16 protein-coding genes, 1 tRNA gene and 3 CRISPR repeat arrays are annotated in these 23,271 nt (G+C 57.0%); of the genes, 8 read left to right on the plus strand and 9 right to left on the minus strand.

Translation table 11 applies throughout. From position 1 onward, the window contains the following. Window positions 1-225: 225 nt before the first annotated feature. Together OL236_RS10175 and OL236_RS10180 are read left to right on the plus strand one after the other, a co-directional pair. Entirely contained in the window at window positions 226-1,602 is a 1,377-nt protein-coding gene (locus OL236_RS10175; protein ID WP_413777375.1) for a hypothetical protein, read from the plus strand. Next, a complete protein-coding gene (locus tag OL236_RS10180; RefSeq protein ID WP_265070521.1) occupies window positions 1,599-3,749 on the plus strand; it encodes a hypothetical protein in 2,151 nt (716 codons plus the stop codon). Before OL236_RS10175 ends, OL236_RS10180 begins: the two co-directional genes overlap by 4 nt. 1 nt (window position 3,750) lies before the next feature. Here the strand turns inward: OL236_RS10180 and OL236_RS10185 are convergent, their stop codons facing one another. Further along, window positions 3,751-4,881, minus strand: a complete 1,131-nt coding sequence (locus OL236_RS10185; protein ID WP_265070522.1) for a D-alanyl-D-alanine carboxypeptidase family protein — start codon at window positions 4,879-4,881, stop codon at window positions 3,751-3,753. Window positions 4,882-5,103: 222 nt separating this feature from the next. Between OL236_RS10185 and OL236_RS10190 the strand changes: the two genes are divergently transcribed. The 4 genes from OL236_RS10190 (at window position 5,104) to OL236_RS10205 (ending at window position 8,129) form a co-directional block, all read left to right on the plus strand. Continuing rightward, window positions 5,104-5,619 carry a cysteine hydrolase family protein gene (locus tag OL236_RS10190; RefSeq protein ID WP_265070523.1) on the plus strand — a complete coding sequence of 172 codons (516 nt, stop codon included), beginning with the start codon at window positions 5,104-5,106 and terminating at the stop codon, window positions 5,617-5,619. A gap of 115 nt (window positions 5,620-5,734) precedes the next feature. After that, window positions 5,735-5,811 (plus strand) — tRNA-Val (locus OL236_RS10195). 176 nt (window positions 5,812-5,987) lie between these two features. Further along, window positions 5,988-7,820: a M48 family metalloprotease gene (locus OL236_RS10200; protein ID WP_265070524.1), complete on the plus strand. Its 1,833-nt coding sequence runs from the start codon at window positions 5,988-5,990 to the stop codon at window positions 7,818-7,820. Window positions 7,821-7,910: 90 nt separating this feature from the next. Further along, window positions 7,911-8,129 carry a hypothetical protein gene (locus OL236_RS10205; protein ID WP_009645760.1) on the plus strand — a complete coding sequence of 73 codons (219 nt, stop codon included), beginning with the start codon at window positions 7,911-7,913 and terminating at the stop codon, window positions 8,127-8,129. A gap of 404 nt (window positions 8,130-8,533) precedes the next feature. Then, window positions 8,534-9,157: direct repeats of the CRISPR family, unit length 36 nt; unit sequence GTTTCAATACCGCAAGCGGTATGGATTGCATGCAAT. 332 nt (window positions 9,158-9,489) lie between these two features. On the opposite strand, the gene OL236_RS10210 is transcribed toward OL236_RS10205, so the two are convergent. The 6 genes from OL236_RS10210 to OL236_RS10235 are packed head-to-tail and all read right to left on the minus strand — an operon-like array spanning window position 9,490 to window position 17,336. Next, window positions 9,490-11,538 carry a TIGR03986 family CRISPR-associated RAMP protein gene (locus OL236_RS10210; protein WP_265070525.1) on the minus strand — a complete coding sequence of 683 codons (2,049 nt, stop codon included), beginning with the start codon at window positions 11,536-11,538 and terminating at the stop codon, window positions 9,490-9,492. 2 nt (window positions 11,539-11,540) lie between these two features. Next, a complete protein-coding gene (csx19, locus tag OL236_RS10215; RefSeq protein WP_265070526.1) occupies window positions 11,541-12,104 on the minus strand; it encodes a CRISPR-associated protein Csx19 in 564 nt (187 codons plus the stop codon). Continuing rightward, a complete protein-coding gene (locus OL236_RS10220) occupies window positions 12,101-13,468 on the minus strand; it encodes an RAMP superfamily CRISPR-associated protein (RefSeq protein ID WP_265070527.1) in 1,368 nt (455 codons plus the stop codon). Before OL236_RS10220 ends, csx19 begins: the two co-directional genes overlap by 4 nt. Further along, window positions 13,468-15,045, minus strand: a complete 1,578-nt coding sequence (locus tag OL236_RS10225) for a hypothetical protein (RefSeq protein ID WP_265071822.1) — start codon at window positions 15,043-15,045, stop codon at window positions 13,468-13,470. The genes OL236_RS10220 and OL236_RS10225 overlap by 1 nt, the downstream gene beginning before the upstream one ends. Window positions 15,046-15,054: 9 nt before the next feature. After that, a complete protein-coding gene (locus tag OL236_RS10230) occupies window positions 15,055-15,711 on the minus strand; it encodes an RAMP superfamily CRISPR-associated protein (RefSeq protein WP_265070528.1) in 657 nt (218 codons plus the stop codon). Next, window positions 15,708-17,336 carry a Cas10/Cmr2 second palm domain-containing protein gene (locus OL236_RS10235; protein WP_265070529.1) on the minus strand — a complete coding sequence of 543 codons (1,629 nt, stop codon included), beginning with the start codon at window positions 17,334-17,336 and terminating at the stop codon, window positions 15,708-15,710. The genes OL236_RS10230 and OL236_RS10235 overlap by 4 nt, the downstream gene beginning before the upstream one ends. A gap of 351 nt (window positions 17,337-17,687) precedes the next feature. After that, window positions 17,688-18,008: direct repeats of the CRISPR family, unit length 36 nt; unit sequence GTTTCAATACCGCAAGCGGTATGGATTGCATGCAAT. A gap of 365 nt (window positions 18,009-18,373) precedes the next feature. On the opposite strand from OL236_RS10235, the gene OL236_RS10240 reads away from it, so the two are divergent. Together OL236_RS10240 and OL236_RS10245 are read left to right on the plus strand one after the other, a co-directional pair. After that, entirely contained in the window at window positions 18,374-19,279 is a 906-nt protein-coding gene (locus tag OL236_RS10240; protein WP_265070530.1) for an Rpn family recombination-promoting nuclease/putative transposase, read from the plus strand. Next, window positions 19,251-19,649: a hypothetical protein gene (locus OL236_RS10245; protein WP_265070531.1), complete on the plus strand. Its 399-nt coding sequence runs from the start codon at window positions 19,251-19,253 to the stop codon at window positions 19,647-19,649. The genes OL236_RS10240 and OL236_RS10245 overlap by 29 nt, the downstream gene beginning before the upstream one ends. 209 nt (window positions 19,650-19,858) lie before the next feature. Next, a CRISPR array of direct repeats spans window positions 19,859-20,690; the repeat unit is 36 nt; unit sequence GTTTCAATACCGCAAGCGGTATGGATTGCATGCAAT. A gap of 568 nt (window positions 20,691-21,258) precedes the next feature. On the opposite strand, the gene OL236_RS10250 is transcribed toward OL236_RS10245, so the two are convergent. Both OL236_RS10250 and OL236_RS10255 read right to left on the minus strand, forming a co-directional pair. Further along, complete coding sequence (locus OL236_RS10250) at window positions 21,259-22,041, minus strand: hypothetical protein (protein WP_265070532.1); 783 nt, start codon at window positions 22,039-22,041, stop codon at window positions 21,259-21,261. Window positions 22,042-22,051: 10 nt separating this feature from the next. Beyond that, a complete protein-coding gene (locus OL236_RS10255) occupies window positions 22,052-23,269 on the minus strand; it encodes a dicarboxylate/amino acid:cation symporter (protein WP_265070533.1) in 1,218 nt (405 codons plus the stop codon). Between the last annotated feature and the right edge of the window lie 2 nt (window positions 23,270-23,271).

Here is a 23,271-nt window from a genome sequence, read left to right on the forward strand (position 1 = left end):
GTGGAGTTTTTCCAGAGCTTTATGAAAGAGTGCTGCAGCACTCTGGCAAAGACGGATTTCCGCTTTATCGACTTTGAATATCCGACGGAGGATTTGGATCGGGAATGCGTCAGGCAGGCGATTCATGCGGCAGAACGAATCAAGAAGGAGATGAAAGACGCGAGACATCGTTGGTCGGATTGCCGACTATACGTCGATGTGACGGGGGGCATACGTTCAGCGGGCATGATCCTGAGCCAGATTGTGCAACTTTTGCAGCACGATGGGATGACAGTGGAGAAATTTATTTACTCGGACTTTCACGGGGAAGCTCAATCCGGAAAACCACCTAAAAATCCCAATCGTCTTTTCAATATCACAGCACTGACATCCTTATCACAGCTCATCGCCGGAGCCGATGCCTTCGTCAAGTACGGCAGCTCGCTCACACTGGAAGAGTATTTTGACTACGATTATGAAAACAATGCGAGCGGGGCATACGAGCTTTCCGAGCCTCTCAAAAAACTGCTGCATGCCATGCACCGCTACTCCGATGTCATGCAGATTTGCCAGGTCGATGCGATAAAATCCGTCCTTGAGGATTTGAAGCATGCGCTCGATGAATTTTCGCAGCACAGCATTGCAGCGGACAGCCTGAAGGAAAAGGCGTTCTCGCTGATGCTCGACACGATCAACAGTGCCTACGAGGACATCTTGAAGTATGCAGATGGCGAAGAGGCTGCACTTTACTACGAGATGATCCGCTGGTGCCTGAAGAACGGCTTCACGCAACAGGCAATGACGCTCTATGTGGAATGGATGCCCGTTTACCTGGAAGAGAAGCGGGTATTCTATCCCGTTTGGCGTGAGATGATGGAAAAACAAATGGTGGATCCGCAAAGGCCTTCGTGGCAGAAGAATGTCCTCGACCTTTGCTCGAAGGAGTCCTATGCTCTTGAACGTCAAAAATATTGTTTAAATCAGTTCCAAGACGCGATCAAACGTATGCAGAAAAGGGAAGACGATCCTTTGAGGGGCTTGGAATCGGAGATTTTTGCGAAAGGGCGGGAAACATTGGAATTTCTACTGGAGAATCGCGGAAACATCGAAAAGATGGGGAAAAATCCAGAGCAGTATATCGAGAAACTCCCGGAGCTCAAAAAGCTGTATGAAATGATTCAGAAATATCCACCCAAAAACCAGAAGATGCCAGAAGATCTTGCCGTGCTCCTACAACGAAAAGCAGGTTGGGAAAAGACCTGCAATGCATTGAACGCGATGAGCGCGGAGGGAAAATGCCGCCTCTATGGTCTGGGCGATGCCTTGGATAAAGATGATTTGCCTAAAAGGAGCAATTCGCCGGAGGCGCGTGCAGCGGAATTCAGGGGGCTGCTGGAAGAAGGCATACTGCGGACGGCTTATGCTGTAGAAGATGTCCTGACGCTCGTTGCCGATTACCGCAGGATTCGCAGAACGCGCAACAGGATCAATCATGCAGGGAATATAAAAAGCACAGAAACCTCGATGAATCGCAGAGAGGTAGACCGATGGCTCGGCGACTGCCTCGATCGCATAAAAAGCATGCAACCTATCGGAAACATGAAATCGGAGGAAAAGAAATGAAGAACTACTATCTTTACCTTGATGAAAGCGGCAGCTTTGAGCCGCAGGGAACGCCGAATACAGGGCGGGCTTCGATCGTCGCCGGCTATTTGACGGAAAAGGCTCTGTCCGAGGCGGAAGCGTTCGCGCTGTTTCAAGAGGTGCGAGCAAGCAAGGAGACGTACGCGCCGATCTCCATCGAGCCGTTTCACGGGATGGAAGAGTACCGTCGCGCCAATCTCGGGGATTTCATCGAAGACATGGTGCGGGCGATGTTTGACCGCGGCATGAAGCCTGTTGTTTTCGGCGAGGGACGGTACTATGACATCGTCAACAGTGACCGCACGTATTTGAACATCCTTGCCGACGGTGTCGTGAAGCTTGCCATGGAACTGTTGGCTCAGACGGAGGACGATGTTCAGCTGCATGTCCTCTATGCGTGGCGCAAGGCGATGTCCGAAAAGGAATTGAGCGATCAAAAGAAGATGATCGCTCAGGAGGAGTATAAGCGCCGCATAGAGGAACGCATGGCACTGGGTAAAAGCCGGATCTCACGGGTAGCGCAAAAGCGTCTGCAACCGATCGATATAAAGGAAGGAAGCGCGAGGAAGCTGCATCGTCTGATGCTCGCTGATCTCGTCTGCACGGCGGTGCGCGGCGGGCGGCAAAAGCTCGATGCGGTTGCGCGCGAATACATCAGAGAACAGAAAAACAACATCCTCGTCATTGAGGACGATGCGATGGAGCAGGTGCGGCGGCTCTTCATTGAGAATCGCATTGCTGACGCCATTTATTCGTGGTATCTCATTTATGAGGAAGGACGCAGTGAGGCGGATTGCAAGAAATTTCACGATTTGCTGGCGGCAAACCTGAAGGCAATGAGTGTGAGAAGCCGCGAGCTGCAGTATGATATTTTGGTACACGCCATGGGCACGCTGATTGACTCGCGTCAGTTTGTGCAGGCGGAGCACCTTTCGGCGCGTTTGGAAGAGGACTTCTTCCCGTTCCTGCAGGAAATTGATTGCTCGTCCGATACGTTCTATTTCAACAAGCATTTCTACGATTTGACGCGTCATACGCATCAAGGCGATACAGCAGCCTCGCAGCGCGAGATCGAGCTTTGCAACGAGATCCTCGCTCGAATGCCCTTGCCGCTTGAGTCTGCTTGGTCTTGCACGGACTATCGCATTCGTGAGATCGAACATCTGAAAAATATTTATGCCTATGAAGAAGCCTTGGAAAGATTAAAGAAATTGGAAAAAGGCTTGACGGAAACCTTGTCGATCCTGCCCATCATTCATCCGATGAGAAAAGATGGCAAACAGAAAAAATCTGCTCTCCCGAATGAGGAAGAAGAGCCGCTGTACTCTGACCTTTTGGGCAAGGTTTCTTCCTCGATGGTACAGACATACAGTCTGCTCATGCAGAGCGGCGAAAAAGAGCATTGGCAAGCGGGAAGAAATGCGTCGCACAGAGCGTTCCAATACTTTTCGCAGGAAGCGGACAGGATGCGCCATGCACAGAGTCGCGCCGCATTGGAATATTGGGGCGGCGACTACGAAGAAGCGAGGCATTTCTTTGCAAAGTCTGTCGGCCTCAGTGAGGGGGCGGCTTTCAGTGAAATATTGCGAAGAATGCTTGGTAGCAGACCGAACCTTTTTGGCTTGATGCATTATGCGAAATGGATGCGCTTGGCTTTTCGTGATGGTGACGAATCTGCCGAGGAAATGTTTGCCGCTTGGAAGCAGGCGAACGTGGAAGAACGCCTGAATGAGAAGGATGGCGACCATATTCGTTCCAAGGGCTATCCGGGCTGCGTGATCCGCTGGGATGTTGCTGCTGTGGAGGCGAGAACGGGGCAATATAGGGATGAGCCTTTTCACGCGGCAATCGTTGATATGCTGGAAGACAAGAAGGATCTCACCGTATATTTCATGGGACTTGCTGCCAAAGCGGATCGCCTGACCTTTGTCGACGGCAAGAACTGGGACAAGGACGCTCAGGAACTCGGCGAATCTGTAGACTCGCTGTCGGAGGAGGAAATGCCCGAAACGATGCGTGTTCTGGCCGAGAAGTGGAAGGATGGCATGGAGCGCCTGTCCGGGCTGTCGCGCGAGGAGAAGAGGAGCATCTTGAAATCCTTGGCAAGAGCCACGCCCATATTGTAACTTACGCAAACAGCCCGAGGACATACGCCCAAAGCCCCTCGATGCTCAGCCCTCTGCCGACGCTCTTTTCGGCGCGCAGCGGGATGCGCGTAAGCTCCTTGCCGCCGTGGGAGACGACGAGATCGCCGACGCGGTCGCCCTCCTTGACACCAGCGGCGATAACGCGCGGCAGGTCGTAGGTCAGACGGTAGTTTTCCTCGGCCTCGCCGTCGACGAGCGGTAGGCGCAAATCCTCCGTCGGATAGACGGTGAGGCGGCCTTCCTTGCCGCCCTTGACCCAGACCCTCCGCGCGAGATCTGTCTTCGTATAGGCGGGCGCTGCCTTCACGCGGCGAAAGCCCATGTCCAAGAGCTTTGCCGCGTCGGTAAAGCGCGCCTCTTCGTCCGCCGCGCCGAGGACGACGGCGATCAGTTCGACGCCGCCGCGCCGCGCCGAAGCCGCGAGGCAGCCGCCCGCCGCATTCGTATAGCCCGTTTTGATGCCCGTCGCGCCCTCGTAAGTCAAGAGCAGGCGGTTCGTGTTCGCCATCAAGGCGCGTTTCTTCTCAGGCGTGACCCAAGTGATCTCACGCTCCTTCGCGCCGACGAAGGAGCGAAACTTCGGATTCTTCATGCCGTAGGCGGCGATGCGGGCGATGTCGTGCGCCGTCGAGACGTGCGCCGGATTGGGCAGGCCGTTCGGATTGACGAAGTGCGTGTCCTTCGCGCCGATGGCCTTCGCCTTCTCGTTCATGTGTGCGGCGAAGCTGCCGACAGAACCTGCAAGGTCTTCGGCAATGGCGACAGCGGCGCCGTTGTCCGAGCGCAGCATCATCTCGGCGACGAGCTCCGCGAGGACGAAGCGATCGCCTGCGCCGACCTCCGTATCTTCCGTTTCTGCCGCCGTGCGGCTCACGGTGAGGATGGACGAGAGATCCCCCTCCTCGATGGCGAGCACGCATGTCATCATCTTCGTCGTACTCGCGGGAAAGCGCGGCACATCCGCCGCCTTCTCATAGAGCACTCGCCCCGTCGAAGCCTCGATGAGAATTGCCGAGGCCGCCGTGATCTGTATATTTTCCGCCGCCCCCGCCTTCGCTGTGAGAAGCAGAAAGACGAGGATACAGAGGGAAAAGACTCGCTGGAAATGCAAGAAAAAGCCTCCTGTCGTGATTGTTTTCCCTATTATAGCACACGGCGAGAAAAAAAGGACCGCCTCACGCATCGGATTCGATGTATGAGACGGTTCTTTTGCTTTGAGGCCAAGCCGCCGTATAAATTTTCCTAGCAGCTTGCAAAGGGTGTGTTTTGTGGTTATGATAAGGCTGAGAAGGTGCATAAAGATGCTCCATCAACCGAAGGAGGCAAAACCATCATGAAAAAAGCGATTGTCGTCGTCGATATGCAGAAGGATTTTATCGACGGCGCATTGGGGACGAAGGAAGCGCAGGCGATGCTGCCGCGCATGGAGGCGAAGCTGGCGGCAGCACGTGCGGCGGGGACGGCGCTCGTCTTTACAATGGACACGCACGGCGAGGACTATCTGGCGACGCAGGAGGGAAAGCGGCTTCCCGTACCGCATTGCATTCGCGGCACGAAAGGCTGGGAGATCGCCGCATCCCTGCAACCGTTCGTCAAGGAGGCGGCTGCCGTCATCGAGAAGCCCACCTTCGGCTCGACAGAACTGCCCGCCGTACTCGCAGACTATGACGAGATCGAGCTTGCCGGCCTTTGCACCGATATATGCGTCATTTCCAACGCCCTGCTGCTCAAGGCCTTTTATCCCGAAAAGCGCATATCGGTCGACGCCTCCTGCTGTGCGGGCGTGACGGTTGAGAGCCACGAGGACGCACTGCGTGCGATGAAGATGTGCCAAGTCGACGTGAAGTGAGGGGGACTTGTCTGCAATCTTCCCATGAAATAATTTCCCTAAAAAAACGCTTGCATTTTCCTCCGGCTTTCTGTATAATACATTTTGTTCGCAGGCACACGCCTGCACAACATACGCTCGGTTAGCTCAGTTGGTTAGAGTATCACATTGACATTGTGGGGGTCACTGGTTCGAATCCAGTACCGAGCACCATTCGCTTATCAAGCAGTCATCTTCGGGTGGCTGCTCCTTTGTTATATAGGAAAGTTAAGGAATCCCTGATAAATGCAGCGCCGATCCGGCAGATCTCAGATGGCCTGCGACAGCGAAAAATCGTCGCTTCGTCAAGAAAATGTTGAATGAAGCAACTTTCTGAGGAGGAATCAACCATGAAGATCGGGAAAAAGCTCTGCGCCGCCATCCTCACCAGCCTCGTGGCCGCCGCGCCGCTTGCGCTGCCCCTTCCCCTTGCGGCAACCGCCGAGGCGGCGGCGCTCAACCCCGTGATGATCGGCATGTCCGCCATCGGCGGCTTCCTCGCCTACCAGGGCACGCTCAAGGAAATGCTCGCCATCGGCAACAACGTCGACTATCAGATCAGCGGACTCAAGCAGGACATGGAGGAAAACGGCGAGGACAAGGACGCGCTTGACCGCGAGGTCGTCGACCGCGTTCTCGGACAGATCACAGAGCACGGCGAATACGCGCTCTCTATCAACTCCCTGCCCTTCCTGTGGCGCGTGACCGCAGGCGACGCCTTCAATGCCGCCTGCTATCCGACCGACTACATCACGGTGAACCGCGGCCTCGTGCGTGCGCTGCACCACGACGAAGACGAGCTCGCCGCTGTCCTCGGCCACGAGATGACGCACGGCCTTCGCCAGCACAGCGCGAAGAACTACGCCAAGGCCGTCGCCGAATCGTATGCGGGAATCGCCATCGGCTCAGCGGCGGACAACCTCGACTGGCAGAAGCTCAATGCCGTCGTCGGCTACGCCATCGCCAAGGACGTGACACTGCCGAGCGAGCTTGAGGCGGACGAGGGAGGCTTCCACCTCATGACGACGGCGGGCTTCAACCCCGGCGGCGGTGCGGCCGCCATGGCACGCATGGCCTACTACCTGACATACGAGACGCAGGACATCAGCGAGTACCAAGATCCCTTCGAGAATCCCAATGCACCGAACTACAACGACCACCCCGCCATGCACGAGCGCGTCGAGCGCCTCGCCGCCATGATGACGAATTACGGCATGGGGCATGTGACCGTCGAAAACGGCACGGATGTCCTCATCGACGGTGAAAAGCTCCTCTCGGCCGACTGGGATGCCGACTACAACAACACGACGGAGAACGCCTACCTCATCGCAGGCGGCATTGCCAAGGCGTTCCACGACCACGCCTCCTTCGACGGCTGGCACTTTTCCGCCGCGCCCGGCGCACGCATCTCCTACCTCGACGACAGCCGCGTCTACGAAAAGCTCAAGAAGTTCGTCATGCGCAATCATGCGGAAGAGCGCCTCGAAGAACTCGTGCGCAATGCCTATGCAAGCAGCAAGGACAAGGAAATGCGGGAAAAGGTCGCCGCCGAGGAAAAGAAGCGCACGGACGCGTGGCAGAAGATTCGCGAGAATGCGCTCAACGCCAAGGGCGACTACGTCAAGCAGCTGCGCTACAACGCCGACCGCTACAGCGACAACGGCATGGCGAAGGAAGCGCTCTTCCTCATGGAGCGCGCCTTCGCCGCGAAAAATCCCGACAACATCGCGGAGAACTACGCGATCCGCGGCAGAGCCAAGGCCGTCGCCGGCGACTATGAAGCCGCGCTCGCCGACTCCAATCATGCCGTAGAGCTTGACGCGACGAACATCTACAACTTCCTCAACCGCGCCGACGTCTATCGCATGATGGGCGAGCGTGAAAAAGCCCTCGCTGACCTCGAAAAATCGCAGGAGATCGACGCAAAGAATCCCTACATCTACAAGATGCGCGGCGAAATTTACAACGAGATGGGTGAGAAGGAAGCGGCACTCGCCGCCTACAAGGAATACTGGAAGCAAGCGCCGAATGCAAGCGACATTCCCGACGAGTACATGCAAGAAGTCGATGCCGCAGCCTACGACAAGATCGTCAAGGAGCGCGAAAAGAAGGAACAGGAGAAAAAAGAGAAGGAAGCAGCAAAAAAAGACGCTTCTGAGAATAAAATGGGCGAAAAGCCTTAATTTTCTCCTTGAAAGTTTCGATAAAGAAGAAAAGAAGCGTGCAAGCGCTGTATTCATCTATTCTTCTCTATCGGAAAGGAGATGTAGAAAATGGGCATATTGGCCGCAGTTCTCGTTATCTTACTTGCCATCCTCTTCCTCGACGACATGGAATTGACGGCGGTATCGCTCATCATCGCCATTCCTCTCGCTGTGACGTACCAACTGACGGACTCTGCCGTTTTGTCCGCCTTCACGACCTTCGGCATCCTCATGCTCTTGGGACTGCTCTACCGCTACCGCACCGCAGCCCTGCAAATGCGCAAATAGATCGACCTTGTTCTCGAAGCCCTGTCGAATGCACCGCATCCGGCAGGGCTTTCCTTTGGCAGGAGCAGTTCTTGAAACAGCGCATTTTTGAAGATTAGAAGATTCTTTTTCCCGATTTTCGATTTATTTCGTGCAATTCTGTCGATAATGTGGTATACTATGTTTGCGGCAAGTAGACAATCAAGATCTACACGCCTATTCTGCCGTGTTTCACCAAACACGGGGGAGGTAGGCCAGCCACTGATTCTCTCCCCGTGTTTATTTGATTTACGGGGACGGAAACATCGTCAACGAAATACAGAAAGCCGCGCAGGCGTCATCCGACACTTGCGCGGCTTTTTTGTATATATTGCATAGAAAAGCTGGCACAGCAAAAGGAGAGAGTCGCAAGACTCTCTCCTTTTGTTTCAACACCGCAAGCGGTATGGATTGCCTGCAATTAGGGCTGTATTTCTGCTACCGCAACGAAAACCCGCCAGTGTTTCAATACCGCAAGCGGTATGGATTGCATGCAATTCTATCCATGCTATGATATTTACTTTGAAATCTGCAAGTTTCAATACCGCAAGCGGTATGGATTGCATGCAATGAGCACGATTGTCAAGGAAGCCCTGAAAAGGGCTGACGTTTCAATACCGCAAGCGGTATGGATTGCATGCAATCATGTCCATTCTTCTTGCGGGTCATCTTGCCAAAAAGTATGGAGTTTCAATACCGCAAGCGGTATGGATTGCATGCAATGCAGATAGTAAACGGACACACCTTCTACAATGACGAGGTTTCAATACCGCAAGCGGTATGGATTGCATGCAATGACAAGCGTTATTGCGCAATGTTGCACGCTTGATGTTTCAATACCGCAAGCGGTATGGATTGCATGCAATTTGTGAGCGCAATGGTGAAAAATTCATTCCCTGAGCGTTTCAATACCGCAAGCGGTATGGATTGCATGCAATAACCGACTTGGAAGTTGGTCGTTTTCCCGAGCAATCGTTTCAATACCGCAAGCGGTATGGATTGCATGCAATACCGTCCCTCACAGCCCTTGGGACAGCTGAACCCAGAAGCGGGTTTTCTAAACGGATCGCTCTTTTGGACAGATCGCCGCAACCCCGCGGGATTTTTTTGTCGCCAAAATCGGCTGAAAACGTCCGCAAACCCTGTGATACCAAGGAAACTTTTGTCCACGGGAAAAATCTAAAACTCATGGCATTTTCCCCGAAATCCTTCCCTTCACTGTAACAAAGTATAGCATAGAAATATGTCCGCTGTCAACCGTGTACAACTGCATACATGACCATGCTCTTTACGTACGAAAGGGCTGCCGCACACGATTCAATGTGCGGCAGCCCTTTCTTGTTCAGCGTGCGAAGTCGAGTGCGCTCTTCAAGATCACGCGATCCTTGAAGCGCGTGTCGCTCCTGTCGCCGATGCGCATCATAGCGGTCTTTTCCTGCCACTTGGGAAGGCTCGTCTTGTTCCAGTCGAGCAGGCAGCGAAGCTCTTTCATGCTCTTCTCGAAGGATTCTTTTCCTTCACCCAGATGCTCTTCGCGCCACCGGCGGAAGGCGGAGAGGCATTCTTCGCCTGTACTCTCTTCTAGGCTTTCGCGCCATGCGCCGTCCGTGAAGAGTCCCGCGAACTGTTCTTCCGTGTCTTCGAGCAGGAGACGCGCCTTGAGGCGCACCGAGCCGAGGCCGAGGGATTTTCCCTGCCCGATCTTGAAGCAGATGTCCTCGCCGTCCGCGCCGAGAGAGAAGACTTCGAGCAGAGCGCCGAGTTCTTCGGGGCGCAGGTTCTTAAAGCGGATAGAGCCGGAAAAATGTGCGCCGGCGGCGATCGGACGGATTTCCTGCGTGCCCTTGACGACCTTGTCATGCTCGGGGTCGAGCCGCCATGAGTCGGCGCTCGCCTTCTGATGCCAGTAGAGCTTGTAGCCGCGGATCGGCGCATCACTGTCCCAGTGCTGCGGCTCTTTTCCTGTCTGCTTCAGATAGAGCTGGAAGGATGTGGGGTTCGGCGTCATCAGCGGATGGGAGCGCGACGGCGCGAGCTGATTGGCCGTGCCTTGGAGCACGGCGTCTTCGAAGATGACGCGCCCCGCCCAAAGCGCCTTGCAGCCGAAGATGGCGTCGGCGAAGTCGATCGTATCCTTTTGAAGCGCCGCAGGCACATGGTCGGCGATGGATTTCTCGTAGGGGATGCGGTAGTAGCGCCCGTGACCGAAATGCTGCACGACGCCGCCTTCCGCCATGTAGAAGCATGGGGCGCAGAAGCTGATTTCGGCATCGTGCGTGAAGCCTGCCGCTTCCCTGCGCTTGAGTCCGTTGGCGAGGAGGTCGAAGCGTCCGCGGCTCTTGTCCTCGCGGTAGCCTTTGAGGACGCTTTCGGGCACGGGCAGGCGGCGCTCCTTGCTCCAATCCGCCTTGCTTATGCGGAAGTAGATGTACTTCTTCTGCGGCGAGCGTCCCGTGATGACGTCGGCGCTCTGCTCCTTGTGATGCCAGCGAATCTCGGCGCGGTTCTGCTCTTCGCCGCGCGGAATCTTCAGGCTCTCCTTGTCGGCGGGGCAAACGTAGTATTTACCCTGCACGGCGATGAGGAATCCCGCATTCGCCTTGGAAACGGATTTTGCGACCTCGATGGTCTTGCCGTCATCGGTCGTTTTTGAGACGGTGATGTTTTCCACCATGCGCTCCTTGTAGTAGTCGCGGAAGCTGGCGAGGCTGTCAGCGAGCGCGCGCGAGTACAGGTGGCGCTCGGTGAATTCCGCGCCCGGACGCATCGCGCCGCCCGATACCATGCGCACCATGTGCTTGATGAAGCCGCGCAGCGTGCTGCCCGGCACGATCGGCTCGCCCGTCGGCGAGAAGAATTCGTTCGTATCGCCGCTGCTGCCGCTGCCGATGAAGAGCGGGGTCAGCGTCTCAAGGGAAAGTTCGATGCGTCCGCTCTTCGCGCCGTCCTCGCATACATATTTGCGGTAGAGGCGAAGGCGTTCCTTCTCCTCCATCTTGTGCCAGTCGAGTCCCTGGTCGAGCGGCGCGGGCACGATGGCCTCGGGCAATGATACGAAGTTGTAGGGTGCGCTCGCAGGCTCCGTCGTCTTGGGGCGCGGCGATGCGCCGCCGCCCTGTCCGCGATAACCGCCCTGCCCGCCGTAGCCGCCTTGCCCGCGATAGCCGCCGCCCTGCCCGCCGTAGCCGCGCCCGCCACGGCTGCTGCCTTGGTTTCCGCGTCCGCCGCCATAGCCGCCGCGCCTTTCGCCGCCACGCCTTTCGCCGCCGCGTCTCGGGCGGCGGCTTTCCGCCTTCTCATAGGCGGCGCCCCAGTCCTTCTTTTCCTCTTTTTCCTCTGGGACATCCCTGCCGAATCCTTTGGCAAGTTTTTCTCTCCAATCGTCTGCCATCGTTATCCCTCCTCCAGCGGAACGACCGTCTTGTAGCGCATATCCTCGTAGCCCGCCTGCTGCGTCTCGGGATCGTAGCCGATGTAGCAGCGCGTGACGAGAGCGAAGCGCTCCCCCTCTTTCTCAGTGGGAACGGTCAGAGAGAGGCCGCGCCCCGCATCGGCGAGCGTCACATAGCCGTCCGCGCACGCCGTGCGCTCGCCCCAGAGCGGCGCGGCGCTGTCGACGACTTCCGTGCCGTCGCCGTCCTTGTCAAAGATGTAGCGGCCGCGGAACTTGCCGCGCTTTTTCACAAGATGCAGTTCCTCCGTCTCGTTGAAGGCGCGCATCTCCCCGATGAGCGAGGTGTCGAGTGCGCTGTCGTCGGCGAGATGGATCGCTCCCGCCTGCCAACGCCCCCAGACAATGCGATGAAATTGCCAGACGATGAGAAGCGCGTCCTCCTTCATGTGCGTTCTGAGCGCTTCTTCGAGCGCCTGCTCGGAAAGGTCGACGCAAAGCCCCGCCGTCTTTTCGGAGGAGAGGCCGACGATCTTGAGCGGAGCGCTGAAATCCGTGTTCTTCATGCTTCTTTCGCCTCCTCTTCCATGTCGCGCAGAGCTTTGGCGAAGGCTTCGAGCTTTTCTGCAGCTGCTTTTTCCACCGCACCCGCCGCGCCGATTTCAAGAACCTCATCATCGAACGAGACGGTCGCCGCCACGCCTTCCAAGAGTCCGCGCCCGACGGAGCTTTCGCCGCCGAGGGGGATCGCGCCCTGCCAGAGGTCGCGCAGCAGGTAGAGGGCGAGTCCCGCCTCCCACGGCGCATAGTTCTCGATTTCGTAGTGCAGACGGAGCGTCGCCTCGCCCGGCTTCTCCTGCCAGACAGGCTCATCGGTGAAGAGGACGCTGTCGACCGTGCCGCCCGTGAAGCAGTCGAGGCGGTTTCGCGCGTGCGCTTGGGGCTTGACGCCCTTTCGGAAGTAGGCCTCGTCGACGAGGAAGCGGCTCTTCTGCCGCCGCGCGTCCGTGCTGCAGCCCATGAGTCCGTTGAGCGCGGCGGCGGGCTTCTTGAGAATCGTCAGGATTTCCAGGGCGCGGTGGCGAAGAGCGCCCTTGATGCTCGTGCCCGGAATGAGGAAATCCGCGCCGCTCTTCTTCTGCTGCGACTTGATCTTGCGTTCGGCCGCTTTTTCATCGACGTCGTTCTCGCGCACGATGAGCGAGCGGCGGATGGCAAAGGCGGCGTCGACGGAGAAGACGCCCGCACGCTTTTTGCCCGCCGCCTTGCTGCCGTGAGCGATGCATTTGGCGTCCTCGCGGAAGAGCCAGCGGCGCACGTCGTCGAAGTCGCTGAAATCGTAGGTGGATATGCGGACGTCCGCCGCCGAGGCCTTGCCGAATCCCTTGGCGGTCAATGCACCGAGGCGCACGCCTGCGGCAAGGCGGTCGGCGAGCGTCTGCACCGCTTCTTCCAGCCCCTTTCCCGCATGGGCGCGGCGCACGGTGACAGTCATGCGCAGCCGCCCCTTCGCGCCGCGCTCGACGGCTTCGTAGTTGTACTTGTGCCCTGCAAGACTCGTGCGTGCGAAGTCCGCGATTCCCACACCGTCGCGCACGACGATGGCGGCATCTTCGAGGAGCACGTCCTCGACGTCGATGGCGCTCTGTGCGCCGCCTGCCTTCTCGCCGCGCTCTGCCGAGCCGAAGAGGAGCGCCGCATCCTCATCTGCGAGCAGCGTGCGCAGCACGCCCGCGAGCGATGTGCCGGGAATGAAGGGACGCTCCTTTTTATCTTTCAAAACCTGCATGTCGGTTTCCTGCCGAGCCTCGCGAGCCGTCAGCCCCGTGCCGATGAGCAGCGGGGAATCGAGCGAGAGCGTGCCTTCGAGGAGGATCTTCTTCGTGACGCACGCCATCTGGCCGTTTGCCAAAACGCTTGCCTCTGCCATCAGTCAGCCGCCTCCTTTCGCTGCTGCACGGCTCTCTTTCGCGCGTGGCGGAAGAACCAGAGCCAGTAATCGTAGAAGATTTCCCCATCGTCCTTCAGCGCGGGACGCGAAAAGCCTGCATCTTCGGCAAGCTCTTGCGGCACTTCCGCCGAAAGGTCAAGCGAAGCGTAGGGAGAAAGTTCAGGACGCTCGCCTCGGAGGATGTCGCGCAGCTCCGCCGCGCCGAGCTTCACGCCTTCGAGATGGCGGGCGAGCGGCGTGCGCTTTGCGCCGACCTCGGCGGCGAACTTCGCGCGAAAGCGTGCCGGTGCGCCTTCGAGGTTTTCGCGCGGCCCGAGCATCGCTTCAAGACGCGCGAAAGCGTGGGTCATGCCCGCGAGCTTTCCCGTGAGGGCAGCGGCGTCCTTGTACGCCGCGAGGCGCACGCTTTGAGCGATGCGCCGGCGCAGGACGGCGCGGACGATGGCGCGCGCGCGTTCGCTCTTGACGGGGCGGCGCTCGGGTCTTTCCTGCGTCGCTTCAAAGAGCGTCGGCGCGTCGACCGTCCACAGGGCGAGCCTGCCGAAGCCCTCCTCCGTGCGAGAGCCTGAGCCCTCGGCGAGGAGAGCGGTGAGAGCCGCCGCGTCGCGGCTCGTCCACGGCGAAGCCTTCTTCAACTCGAAGATGGAGCCTGCGTCCAGCCCGAACTGCGTGGGACGGCGCATGTTCCATACGCCGACGAAGTTCGATGCCGAGGCGGAAGCCGCGAAGATGCGCCCGAGGGAGAAGTCGTCGGATTCGGCACTTTCTTTGAGCGGCGCGAGAAATTCCTCGTCGAGCACCTCGCGTGCGTTCCGCGAGAATGCGGCGTCCGAGAGGAGCGGCGTCGCGAGGCGCAGGCGCAGAGTGCTCGAAAGGAGCGATTGGTCAAGGGGTTCGAGCGGTGCGGGCGCATCGAGCGCGATGCGGCACAGTCCGTACTGCGTGGAGCGCGACTTGCCGATCCGGCTGAGAAAAGCGCCGTCTTCGCAGTCTATGCTCGTCAAAAGCTCTTGAAGGTCCGCCGCTTCGCCGACGATTTCGCCGCAGAACGCCTGCCCCGGAAGCAGCGACTCGTAGCTGTAGATGCCGCCCTCCGTGCTCTTTCCCGCGAGACGTTCTCCGTCCTCGTCGCGACTCATATGGAGCGAGATGTTCTTCGCCGTCTCCACGCGCTCGATCGCCGCGCCGCGCACGATGCCGCATCCCTTGAGCGGCTTGTAGCCCTTGAGTGCCGTGCCGTCCGATGCTGAGAGGTCGGCGAGGGCGGAGGAAAGCTTGTCCTTTTGCAGCGAGAGTGGCAGGCGCATGGCGCTTTCGCCGCCTTTCGACGGATAGGCGGCGGAGAATTTCAGCGCCCCCGTGAAAAGGCGGCGGAAGGCCTCGGACTCGTGGGCGGCTCTGCCGAGGTTCTGCGCCTCGATGAAGCGCGCGGCGATCATGCCGCGCGCGATCGCGCCGCTGATGGCGTCGCCCGATTCCGTCAGGATCGCGCCCTGGCTGCCCGCCGTGAGGACGAGCGGGGAAAGCGCCTCGATCGTCAAGGGGATTTTCCGCATCTCTTTCAATCAGCCCACATCCTTTCCGAGCGCTGCCAAGAGAAGTTCCTCGCCGCCCGAAAGCGTGCAGCGGATCCTGCCGAAGCCGCGGTTGCGCTTGAGCCCCGCCGTGCGCAGGTTGGCGCAGGCGAGCGCGAGCGCTTCAGCGTGGCGTGCCTCGCCGCCCGTCAGCGTGATCTCGCCGCAGAAGACGAGATCGTCGGCGAGCGCGGCCTGCATGTTGTGCAGCGAATTGTCGCGAGCCGTGCCGCTCTCCTTGTCGATCTCCGTCTGGAAGCGCACGGTGGTGTACTCTTCGAGGACGTCGAGCGGCGAGAGCGCCGCCTCGTAACGTGCCATCAGATAGGCGAGATCCGCGCTCAGTTCCCCGTAGCCCTCGGGATGAAGATCGTGCAGCGAGAGGCGCACGAGAGAGTCTTGACCTTCGCCGTGGCGGAAAAGCTCCGCGACCGTCCGGCGCGTGAGGAAGCTGCGCCCCGAAAGCTCCGCCATCTCCGCGACCTCGATGGCGCTCTCATAGAGAAGACCACGAAGCCGCTTGGCCGGGAAGAGCGGGATGCCGTACCTGTCATGCACGATGGCGGAGTCGAGCGTCACGTCCGCCTTGCCCGAGGTCAGGGCAAGCGGCGAGAGCGCTTCGATGCGCAGGGTGTAGCGAGCCATCATGACGCCTCCTTTCCATCATGCGCGCTCTTCGGCGGCAAAAATTCCGACAGCTCGATCGCCTCGACAAACGGCGTTCGCATACGGCCGCTGTGCTCCTGCCAAAGATGCGCGGCGTAGGCCTCCCAACCCGCAGGCTGCGGCAGAGTGTAGCCGTCGTGGCGAATCTGCTCGAGGTATTTTCCCGCCTCATGCTCTCCGTGCTGCAGGACGGCGCGCAGATCCTTGAGCTTGCTGCTCGGCAGGCTCTTCGAGAGGCCTTCGGCGAGCTCGCGCAGTCGGGCGAAAGCATAGTGAGATTCGCCGTCGATGCGGTACGGGCCGAAGTGCAGGCTGCCGAGCGCCGCGCGGTACTCTTGGCGACGGATCTCAGCGAGCGTCGGCGCCTGCTCGCCGTGCAGACGCAGGAAGTCGAGCCAGCAGCTCGCCTCCTCGCGCAGGCCTTCACGTTCGTTCGCAAGCTTTCTCATGCGCCCTTTCGCCGAGTCGCAAAGCTGCTCGGCGATCTCGTAGCCGCGGAAGAAGGGATAGGCGGTCGGCAGGATCGCGACGCCCGCGCATGTATCGACGCCCTTTTCCAGCAGCGACTTCATGATGAACGCCGTGCAGTCGAAGGCGACCTTCGCCGCGCAGACGAAGGTCATGTCGTCGCCGCCGAGGATCAGCGGGCGCACGGGCAGATAGCGGCGCTTTTCTTCGTCCTTCCTCTGCGCGAGGAAGGGGAATCTGTCCTCTTTCATGGAGAGGACAAGCTCGGCAAAGGCGCGGGTCGTCGCCGTGCAGATCTCCTGCGACTTATTCTTGTAGTCGGAAAGCGTCGCGAGATCGGCGAACTTCTTGCCCATGTTGTTGCCGTCGATGTGAACGACGGCGATGTAATTTTCTGTCTCCTTCTGCCCGAGCTTGTCCAATTCGCTTGGAAACACTGCGTTTTCCATGAAGCGCGATTTCTCCTCGTCCGTGAGGACGCCCGTGAGCTTCTCCAAAAGAGCCTGCTCCGCTCTGGCCGGCTGCAGTGCGCCGCCCTCAGGACGCGGCGTCGCGACGCGCAGCTTCGCGGCCTCGCTCTCTGCAATATAGCGCTTGCGGCTCGCATCGTAGGAGGTCGCCGTCTCGTCCGTGCCGTCGGCGGCGAGCGTCAGACCCGTGTAGGGAATCGTCGTCCGAGGAAATGCGGTGTTCTGCTGCTCTTTGAGCTTCAAGACGAGCGCGGTGCGGTTCGCCGTCTTGGACAGCCAACTGCCGTCGGATGCGAGATCGACCGTACCGATGGCGGCTCCCGTCTGCAGCCCCGGGCAGCGCACGAGAAGTTCCTTCGAGAAGCGGCGCACGATCTCCGCCGCAGCCTCGCCTGCATCGGCTCGCAGCAGAATCATCGCGTTGCCGCCGCCGATGTAGGCGACACGCGCCTTCTGCGGCATCGCCGTCCAGTCGGGCGAGGCGACCTCGCGCCAAGTCGCATCGTCCAGCTCCGCCGTGCCGCATACCTCGCGGATGACGGGAAGCAGCACATCGTCAAAGATGCGGTCGACGAGATAGGAAGCGCCGATCTGCGTCTTGAGACGGCTGCTGGAAAAGATGTACTTCTGAATCGAGCGTGTGTCGAAAAGCAGTGCTTTCAGCTCCATCAAAAAGCCTCCTTTGCGGAATTTATTCACTTTTAATATTCGTGCAATTGAGGAAGATTCCTGCCGGAATGAGAAGAAATATTTCTCTAGTGATAGAAAGCACGATGGAGATGAAGAGGCTAGAGCGGATGGACGACAGGAAGGAATACAGGAAGGCTTGACCACCTCCATCCGCAACGTGATGCACAGCATGAATTTTTCCGTTTGTCTTCTACCCGCATAGCGGGTGGTTTATTGTGTCGCATACTGTACATGCAACACTGGGTCACGACCCATAACAAAAGAAGCCCTGCGGCTCTGCCGCAGGGCTTCTTTTCATGCTCTTAGGGATTTTCTGCACAAACCTGTCCTTTTTCAACACCGCAAGCGGTATGGATTGCATGCAATTTGAATGCATGGGACTGCGAAAGCACCTTCTGGTTGTTTCAATACCGCAAGCGGTATGGATTGCATGCAATCACTACATTACCGGACAAGTCGATTTGAGGCTTGTCGTTTCAATACCGCAAGCGGTATGGATTGCATGCAATTTAGTCGTTGATTTTTTGTCTTGTGGAATCACACGAGTTTCAATACCGCAAGCGGTATGGATTGCATGCAATAGCACTTAGGCGAAGTGTACTTGAGCGCCACGATGTTTCAATACCGCAAGCGGTATGGATTGCATGCAATACCGTCCCTCACAGCCCTTGGGACAGCTGAACCCAGAAGCGGGTTTTCTAAACGGATCGCTCTTTTTGGCAAATCGCCGCGACCCCGCGGGATTTTTTTGTCGCCAAAATCGGCTGAAAACGTCCGCAAACCCTGTAATATCAAGGAAACTTTTGTCCACGGGAAAAATCTAAAACTCATGGCATTTTCCCCGAAATCCTTCCCTTCACTGTAACAAAGTATAGCATAGAAATATGTCCGCTGTCAACCGTGTGCATGAGGGCGGTGAGAGCGCTTCGATGCGCAGGATGATGCAGCCGAAACCACCAGCACTCCTTGTCCGGATGGCGCGGCTTATAGTATAATATGATAAAGGGGGCAGTTCGATGAGGAAACCGCAGCGCGCATACAGGGATTCTCTTTTTCGCGACATATTCAACAACGCAGACAGACTGCCGGAAATCTATGAGGCGCTTCTTGGCATTAAAACGACAGCCAGCGATATAACGCTCGCCACGATCAATGAAACGCTTTTTTCAGGCATCAAGAATGACGTAGGTTTCATCGTCGGCAGTCAACATGTTCTCCTGACCGAGCATCAAAGCACGATCAACGCGAACATGCCATTGAGAATGCTCATGTATCTGGCAGAAATCTATCGTCGCTATGTGGATGCCGATGCGGTCTATCGGAAAAGATTGATCCCCTTGCCTGCACCGAAGTTTTATGTATTCTACAACGGAATCGAAAAGATGCCCGATACGTGGTCGCTTCATCTTTCTGATGCTTTCGAGGGAAGAAAAGCCGATTTGGAACTTGCTGTTGAGATCATTAACATCAACAATCAGCCAGGGCACCCCATCTTGGAGAAATGCCACGCACTAAAAAGCTACAGTGTCTTCGTCGCCAAAGTGCGAAAAAGTGTCAAGAGCGGAAATGCGCTCGAAGTTGCAATAAGCGAAGCCGCGCGATATTGTATCGCGCATAATTATCTGGAAGATTATTTCCGTCAGAAACAGGAGCAGGAGGTCTTCGATATGTTGAATTTTGCTTGGAATCAGGAACGCGCCTTAGAGATTCGCGCTGAGGAGGCTAGAGCGGAAGGTTTGTCGCAAGGTCTGTCGCAAGGTCTGTCGCAAGGCTTGTCGCAAGGTGTGCTTGAAACGACGATTACAGCCATCCGCAACGTGATGCACAGCATGAACTTTTCCGTAGAAAAGGCGATGGATGTGCTGCAGATTCCAGCTGACGAGCGTGCGAAGTATGCGGCTCTGGTTGGCCAACGTGTTTGAGAAATGTGAAAAAGAATGGTACAGTAAAAATCGGAAAACCTATCGGAGGCGAAAAAACGGGGCAGGTTTTCTGATTTTCCTTGAATCTCATTATCGAATTGATTTTACTTGTGTGCATGGAGATGGTGATATGGCATTCGCTAAAGAGCCTGAATCCTTGGCGGCAGCACAAAAACGTTTCAATGATGCGGAGGCGGCTTACTGCAAGATGTTTGGTGAGAACTCCTTGGATAGAGTGGCGTATGTTGACCCTCTTCACCCAATGATTGAGGAGTATGAAAGCGCGACGAATATGCTCGTTTCTGCCATTCGTCATAATAAGCCCATCGAACAAGCTCCGAAAGAAATTTGGGAATCGCTAGTATTCTGAGTTTTGAGAAGGTAGTATCATAGCAAACTTCAAGCTGATCTACCAGATACTCACGCTTTCAGACAAGTATCTCGACCACGAAGAACCCGACTGGCTGAAATGGACTGCACCCTAAAATACGGACAATGACCCATAACAAAAGAAGCCCTGCGGCTCTGCCGCAGGGCTTCTTTTCATGCTCTTAGGGATTTTCTGCACAAACCTGTCCTTTTTCAACACCGCAAGCGGTATGGATTGCATGCAATGCGAAGTTGAGGTTGTTAGAACAGCAAAGTTCGAAGAGTTTCAATACCGCAAGCGGTATGGATTGCATGCAATGCGAAGTTGAGGTTGTTAGAACAGCAAAGTTCGAAGAGTTTCAATACCGCAAGCGGTATGGATTGCATGCAATGCGAAGTTGAGGTTGTTAGAACAGCAAAGTTCGAAGAGTTTCAATACCGCAAGCGGTATGGATTGCATGCAATAAAATGGAAGAAATTTGTTCGTGCATGGCTTGCAAGTTTCAATACCGCAAGCGGTATGGATTGCATGCAATTTCACAATAGTCAATCGGGAAATTCAATCCAGCATAACCAAGTTTCAATACCGCAAGCGGTATGGATTGCATGCAATAACTTCGATGCTGCTGAGTGCGACTTGTTCGAGGTGTTTCAATACCGCAAGCGGTATGGATTGCATGCAATGACATGGTAGCAAACCCGATGGCTTTTGAGGTTGGGAGTTTCAATACCGCAAGCGGTATGGATTGCATGCAATAACTTCGATGCTGCTGAGTGCGACTTGTTCGAGGTGTTTCAATACCGCAAGCGGTATGGATTGCATGCAATGACATGGTAGCAAACCCGATGGCTTTTGAGGTTGGGAGTTTCAATACCGCAAGCGGTATGGATTGCATGCAATAACTTCGATGCTGCTGAGTGCGACTTGTTCGAGGTGTTTCAATACCGCAAGCGGTATGGATTGCATGCAATGATTCGCTTGCGTGTAACCTGTCAAGGGGGGCATGTTTCAATACCGCAAGCGGTATGGATTGCATGCAATACCGTCCCTCACAGCCCTTGGGACAGCTGAACCCAGAAGCGGGTTTTCGAAACGGATCGCTCTTTTTGGCAAATCGCCGCAACCTCGCGGGATTTTTTTGTCGCCAAAATCGGCTGAAAACGTCCGCAAACCCTGTAATATCAAGGAAACTTTTGTCCACGGGAAAAATCTAAAACTCATGGCATTTTCCCGAGAATTTCTCCCTTCACTGTAACAGAGTATAGCATGGAAACGCATTGCTGTCAACCGTGTGCGTGACACCGTGCGCGAAAGGCACGTCCCCCAGCAAAACGGGGCTGTGCATGATTGGCGCAGCAGGCGAACCGGGTCATTCTTTGGAATCTGAATTTCAAAATTTAGAGGCAGGCAAGGTTGATAAATTTTCGCTCCATGCGGTATAATCTGGTTGTAAGATTCGGTTTTTTAGCATAAGTCTATTTTGCACTCGCCTCCCCCCTTTTGCTAGGGCGGAGGCTTTTTTGTGCATGAAAAAGCTGTCGCACATGATTTATGTGCGACAGCCCCTTGTTATTTAGAGACGTGCTATTTCACATCCCCTTTTCCTGTATCATTTTGCATCCGCACTCTTTTCGCGCGGCTTGTCGATCCAGTCCGTGACAGGAAAGAGCGTCGAGGAAAAGTTCGCCTCGTCCATCAAGCGGTCAAGCTCGAAGAGCGCGAGGATGCGCGCCGTGCCGCTCCTCGTGTACTCGCCGTTGTAGCTGCGCGAAGCAGGCAGGTCGATGACGAGATCACGCTCGCGGTCGTAGCCGACGAGCTGCAGACTGACGTAACTGTGCAGGATAAGGTCGCCCTTCCAGTTGCGGTAGGAGGACTCCTCGTAATTTGTGACGACGAAACCCGCGATGTAGTCGGCGTCCGTCGCCTCGGCGGCTTCACGCACACGCTCCTCAAGCTTTCCCTTGCCGTCGTAGATGATCTTCATCGCCTGCTGCACGCCGGCGTCGTCTGCATAGACCACGGCGCGCAGCGTCTCATTGAGCGGCACATGAAAGTCGCGCACGAAGCGCGACTTCATCTCCTCGATGATCTCGGGCGGCATCGAGCGCGGCACGACGGGATGCAGAAGCACGATATGACGCTGGCCGAGCGGCGCGGGAAGCATCTCCTTCCCGGACGCCGCCTTTGGGTCGGCCGCGCTTTCCGCTGAAGATTTTGCGTCAGCCCCCTTTTCGGCGGCTGCAGCCTTGGCAGCCGCATTCTCACTGGCTGCGACCTTGACGGCAGAAGCTGCCGCACTCTCTGCTGCATTTGCAGGCAAAGGAAGAACCGCCGTGAGAAGGGCGAAAAGAAGAACGCGCGTCAGAATCCTTGCAAGACCATGCCGCATGGCATTCTCCTCAGTTCTTCGACGAGGAATGCTCGCCTTCGGATGCCGCGACGACGACGGCGACAGCGCCATCGCCCGTGACGTTGAGGCATGTGCGGATCATGTCGAGGATGCGGTCGATGCCGGCAACGAGAGCAAGGCCTTCAAACGGCAGCTGCGCCGCCTGCAGAACCATCGCGAGCATGATGAGACCCGCGCCCGGCACGCCTGCCGTACCGATGGAGGCGAGCGTGCCCGTGAGGACGATCATCGCCATCTGCTGGAACGTGAGATCGATGCCGAAGACGTTCGCGATGAAGAGCGAGCACACGCCCATGTAGAGCGCCGTGCCGTCCATGTTGATCGTCGCGCCCAGAGGCAGGACGAAGGACGAGATCTTGCGCGAGACGCCGAGCTTCTCCTCGCAGTTCTTCATGTTGACCGGCAGCGTGCCCGAACTCGAACACGTCGTAAACGCGAGCATCATCGCTTCCGACATGCCGCGGAAGAACTTCACGGGACTCATCTTGCCGAAGACGGAAGCCATCGTCGAGTAGACGAGAACCGCGTGGATGACGCTGCCGATGAAGGAGCAGACGATGACGGAAAGGAGCGGCAGCAGCACCTTCGGCCCGTTCTTTGCGACGACGGGCAGGAGGAGCGCGAAGACGCCGTACGGCGCGAACGACATGATCATGCCGATCGCCTTGTAGCAAACCTCGGCGCAGGCGTCAAAGAAGTGGATGAGCTTCTCGCCGCGTTCGCCGCCGACCTGCGTGATAGAGACGCCGATGAAGAGCGCGAAGATGATGACGGGCAGGATGTCGCCCTTCGCCATCGACGCGACGGGATTCGTCGGGATCATGTTGACGAAGACCTGCATGATGGACGGCGCTTCCTTCACCTCGGGCGCCGTGCCGCTCATCTCAAGCCCTACGCCCGGATGAATGACGCCCGCGACGGCGAAGCCGATGACGATAGCGACCGCCGTCGTAAAGAGGTAAATGCCGACGGTCTTGGCGCTGATGCGCCCGAGCGTCTTCGTGTCGCCGAGGCTCGTGACGCCCACGATCAGCGACGAGAATACGACAGGCACGATCATCATCTTGATGAGGTTGATGAAGATCGTGCCGATCGGCGCGATCCACCAGTTGATGAAGCCGATGTACTCTTCTCCCACGGCAAGTCCGACGACGACCGCGAGGATGAGCGAGATGAAAATGCGTACAGAAAGATTCAAGGTTTCCACAC

It is taken from the genome of Selenomonas sputigena (assembly GCF_026015965.1).
In the GTDB taxonomy this organism is placed as follows: Bacteria; Bacillota; Negativicutes; order Selenomonadales; family Selenomonadaceae; genus Selenomonas.